The sequence below is a fragment of the Tabrizicola sp. genome (genome assembly GCF_051645465.1).
Lineage (GTDB): Bacteria > Pseudomonadota > Alphaproteobacteria > Rhodobacterales > Rhodobacteraceae > Tabrizicola.
On sequence record NZ_JBOFBI010000317.1, the window covers coordinates 1 to 3,700 of the forward strand.

A 3,700-nucleotide genomic window follows, 5' to 3' on the forward strand; every position below is an offset into this window, starting at 1 on the left:
GTGCTACAACATGCGGTAGAAATGACGTTCATTCACGCCGCCCCCTCCCCTCCAAGCGCAAGTGTGATCCGCCGATGCCAGATACTGCCCCCAGCCCCCGCACCCGCGCCCGACGCTTGCACGAAAAGGCCGCCTATGACCGCGCCACCATCGACGCGATCCTCGATGCGATGCCCGTGGCCCACGTCGGCCATGTCGTCGACGGCTTCCCCGTGGTGACCCCCACCCTCCAGTGGCGCGAGGGCGACCGGATCTACTGGCACGGCTCGTCCGCCAGCCGGATGCAGAAGCGCGCCGCCGACACGCAGGTCTGCCTCACCGTCACCCTGACCGACGGCATGGTGCTGGCCCGCTCGGGCCTTGAGCACTCGGTCAACTACCGGTCGGTCATGGTCTTCGGCGTGGCCCAGGTGGTCGAAGGGGCCGAGGCCAAAACCGCCCATCTCCGCACCATGATGGAGCAGCTCTTCCCCGGCCGCTGGAACCAGCTGCGCCCGATCACCGCACAGGAGCTGAAAGCCACCCGCATTCTCTCGCTCCCACTGACCGAGGCCTCGGCGAAAATCTCGGCCGGTCCGCCCACAGATCCGCCCGAAGACCGCGACTGGCCGGTGTGGGCCGGGGTCCTGCCGATCCGCCTGACCATGCGCACGCCCGAGCCCGCGCCGGACCTTGCACCCGGCATCGCTCTGCCCGCCTACGCAAGCGGCTATCGGATCGGCTGACCCCCCGCTTCCGCTCTCCTTTCACATTTGCCCAAGTATCCCCGCCGGAGGCCACCCGAGCCGGTTGCGCGTTCTTCACGCGCAGAGGCGAGACAAAAAGGTCTTCGCGCGTCAGCGCTCAATATGAAAACCGCCCCAGCCCGCACTGACCCAGCGCCTCAGGTGCTCCGCCGCTGCCGCCGGGCCTTCATCGCCTCATGCGCCTCAGGCGTGCCGTCGTGGAACGACCCGAACCAGCGGTCCAAAGGCACCATCCCGTCGGCATAGTTCACCTCGAAGTATTTGTGATGCAGGTAGTGCGCGTAATAGCTCGCCTCGAAGCTTGCCTCCTCGCCCAGCACCACCCGGTCAAACCCCGTATGCCCCTGCGCCGGTGACACGCCCAGCCGGGACGCAAGGTTGATCATGTGGACCGGGTGGCTGGGGATCAGGAAGAAGAGAAGGATCGTCGAGAAATAGATCAGATGCTCGATCGGGTGCATGGATAGCCCCGACCACGGCCCCGGATTGATGTTCCGGTGATGAAGCTTGTGCGCGATCTCGTAGAGCGGCGAGAAATGCAGAAGCCGGTGGCAGAAGTAGAAACCGACCTCATGGATCAGCGGCACCAGGAAGAAGACCGCAACGAACCAGACCGGGCTTTCCGCAAAGGTCACCACCGGCGCCCAGCCGTTGGCATAAGCCCAGAGGAGCAGTACCTCATACGCCGTCCAGATCGGCACCCCACTCGCCAGCGTATGGAACATGTTGTCGTAGGTCTGGTTCCCGAACAGGAAACCCGGCGCTTTCTCCTTCGGAAACTGCCGGTTGTACTTGAACTGCGTCCCCTGCCGCTTCCAGGAATAAAGCCAAAGATGCCAGGCCCCATAGACCAGCACCGCCAGGATCAGGTTGCGCACCAGCAGATAGGCGATCCAGCCCGGTGCCAGCGTCTTGGTCGTCTCAAGCCCCGGCGAAAACCAGGTCCAAAGCACCAGCGCCATTGCGGCATAGAACACATTCCACGGCAGGAAGTACCCCGGAAACCCGAACAGCCACTTCACCAGCCGCTTCGGATCCGGCGGCCAATCAAAAGCCGGCCCATAGGAAATCGGCCGATCCGGAGCCCAGTGCCCCCTGGCATCCTCCTGACCATAATCCTTGTCATCCATCCTTCGCTCCCCCTGGACGCAGACTGGCGCAGAACCCGCGACCGATCAAGAACAGCGCGGCTGCGGCTGAGGGCTGCTTTGAATGTCGGTTGAGCGTACGAAATCGAAGCTAGGTATAGAACCCGAAAGACCTCTTGAAGACCTGAGCGCAAGCCTGCGATCTTATCGCGGTTGGAGGCGGTGATGCGTCGTGTTGGATATCTGACCGGACTTGACGAGGATCCTGACAGGTCCGATTGGGACGGCGCCCAGCCTCGGCCCTTGGCTTGGTCTGCATGGTATCCCGCGTCGTCGAGCACCGGTGACGGAAAGCACCCCGTTGGGCAGTTTTTCGATCTCGGCCCTGTCCAGGTGGATGCCGATCTGGCGGAGTCCGGCCCCTTTCCCGTCGTGCTCATGTCCCATGGCACGGGAGGATCACCCGAGAGCATGGGTTGGCTGGCGCGCAAGCTGGCACAAGACGGTTACGTCGTTGTAGGTGCCCACCACCACGGCAACACCGGTCGAGAACCCTATCGGCCCGAAGGCTTCTTGTGCTGGTGGGAACGTGCTCTCGACCTTTCCGTGCTCTTGTCGCAGCTTGGCAGCAAGGGTCCGCTGGCCCATCGGCTTGATCTTGGCAGAGTGTCAGCCGTCGGTTTTTCCTTGGGCGGATACACCGTCCTGGCGATGGCCGGTGCTCGAAGCTCGGTCGAGCGATACGTCAAGTGGTCGTCGGAGCGGAACCTTTTCACCGCTGGACCAAGGGAGTTGCCGGACGCTGGAAACCATGTCCCCCACCTGCTGAAGTCGTCCAAGGTGTTTCGAGACTCGTGGGCGCGGCAAGGCGACAGTTTTGTCGACCAGCGTATTCGACGCATAGTCGCAATTGCGCCGCCCCCTCCCGTGAGGGCCTTCGACGTGGCGTCTTTAGGGTCAATCAGCATTCCGGTCACACTCATCACCGGCGAGGCGGATACCGAAGCGCCATCACACGAATGCGCTGATTGGTTGGTGCACGCCAACCCTCGTTTTCGGCGCGTCAGCGTTGGCGAGGACGTGGGCCACTACACCTTCCTGGGCTTCCCCGCCGAAGGAGTGTCGGGCGAGGGCTTCATTTTTGCCGACAACCCAGGGATCAGCCGTTCCAAAATTCATGACTGGACTGCGGACATCGTCCTGACGGCTCTGGGATCAAGCTAACGTCCATAACCGGCTCAAAGCACGAATTCGAGCCGCCGCCCCCGTCTCCGCAAACTCCCGCACCACAGTTCCCCGGCAGCCCGCCAAAAGGGTAGGGCGCACCCGACTTGCCATGCTTGCGCCCTCGGACTAGCCCTTTCCGGCAAAGGAGACGCAGATGACCACATCCAGACTCCCGGCGCTTGTCCTGATCGCCAGCCTCCTCGCCACCCCCGCCCTGGCCGAGAATTGCCGCACCGACGGCGGGCCCTACCCCGACCTCCCCAAGGGTCAGGTAACCGTCGCCAAGGCCCATTTCATCCGCGGCAGCTGCGCCGATGACCCAGGGGCCGCGGGCTGCAAGCTGAAGGCGTATCTCTTGCAGGACGACCTTGTAGCCCTCGGCCCGCGCAACGGAAAACTGCAATGCGTGGGCTATCTGGGGCGCGGCGGCGGCTACACCGAAGGCTGGATTCCCGCGGCCGCAGTCCAGCCCTACTAGCCCCTTCCACGGGTCGTAAGGGCAGGCTATACGGCCCCCCATGACCGAGCTTTCCCAGATCCGCAATTTCTCCATCGTGGCGCATATCGACCACGGCAAATCCACCCTCGCCGACCGGCTCATCCAGATGACCGGCACGGTGGCTGCGCGCGACATGAAGG

Annotated in this window: 5 protein-coding genes; 4 read left to right on the top strand and 1 reads right to left on the bottom strand. The window is 63.5% G+C overall.

Going from position 1 to position 3,700, the window contains the following annotated elements:
• The first annotated feature begins 74 nt into the window (after positions 1–74).
• Positions 75–725, top strand: coding sequence for a pyridoxamine 5'-phosphate oxidase family protein (locus ACRCSW_RS20330; protein ID WP_438707474.1), 651 nt, complete (start codon positions 75–77; stop codon positions 723–725).
• 158 nt (positions 726–883) lie between these two features.
• Here ACRCSW_RS20330 and ACRCSW_RS20335 read toward each other — a convergent pair whose 3' ends face one another.
• The gene (locus ACRCSW_RS20335) at positions 884–1,876 is read right to left on the bottom strand and encodes a sterol desaturase family protein (protein ID WP_438707475.1); all 993 of its coding nucleotides are present in this window, start codon (positions 1,874–1,876) and stop codon (positions 884–886) included.
• Between the two features lie 183 nt (positions 1,877–2,059).
• Between ACRCSW_RS20335 and ACRCSW_RS20340 the strand changes: the two genes are divergently transcribed.
• The 3 genes from ACRCSW_RS20340 to ACRCSW_RS20350 form a co-directional block, all read left to right on the top strand.
• The gene (locus ACRCSW_RS20340; protein WP_438707476.1) at positions 2,060–3,058 is read left to right on the top strand and encodes an alpha/beta hydrolase family protein; all 999 of its coding nucleotides are present in this window, start codon (positions 2,060–2,062) and stop codon (positions 3,056–3,058) included.
• A 157-nt stretch (positions 3,059–3,215) separates the two neighbouring features.
• Entirely contained in the window at positions 3,216–3,539 is a 324-nt protein-coding gene (locus tag ACRCSW_RS20345) for a hypothetical protein (protein ID WP_438707477.1), read from the top strand.
• 40 nt (positions 3,540–3,579) lie between these two features.
• The coding region (locus tag ACRCSW_RS20350; protein ID WP_438707478.1) for a GTP-binding protein at positions 3,580–3,700 on the top strand (121 nt) is incomplete at its 3' end.

Excerpts from the sequence above, each read along its gene's own strand:
- ACRCSW_RS20340 (WP_438707476.1), top strand. The coding sequence starts at position 2,060 with ATGCGTCGTGTTGGATATCTGACCGGACTTGACGAGGATCCTGACAGG.
- ACRCSW_RS20335 (WP_438707475.1), bottom strand. The coding sequence starts at position 1,876 with ATGGATGACAAGGATTATGGTCAGGAGGATGCCAGGGGGCACTGGGCT.
- ACRCSW_RS20330 (WP_438707474.1), top strand. The coding sequence starts at position 75 with ATGCCAGATACTGCCCCCAGCCCCCGCACCCGCGCCCGACGCTTGCAC.
- ACRCSW_RS20345 (WP_438707477.1), top strand. The coding sequence starts at position 3,216 with ATGACCACATCCAGACTCCCGGCGCTTGTCCTGATCGCCAGCCTCCTC.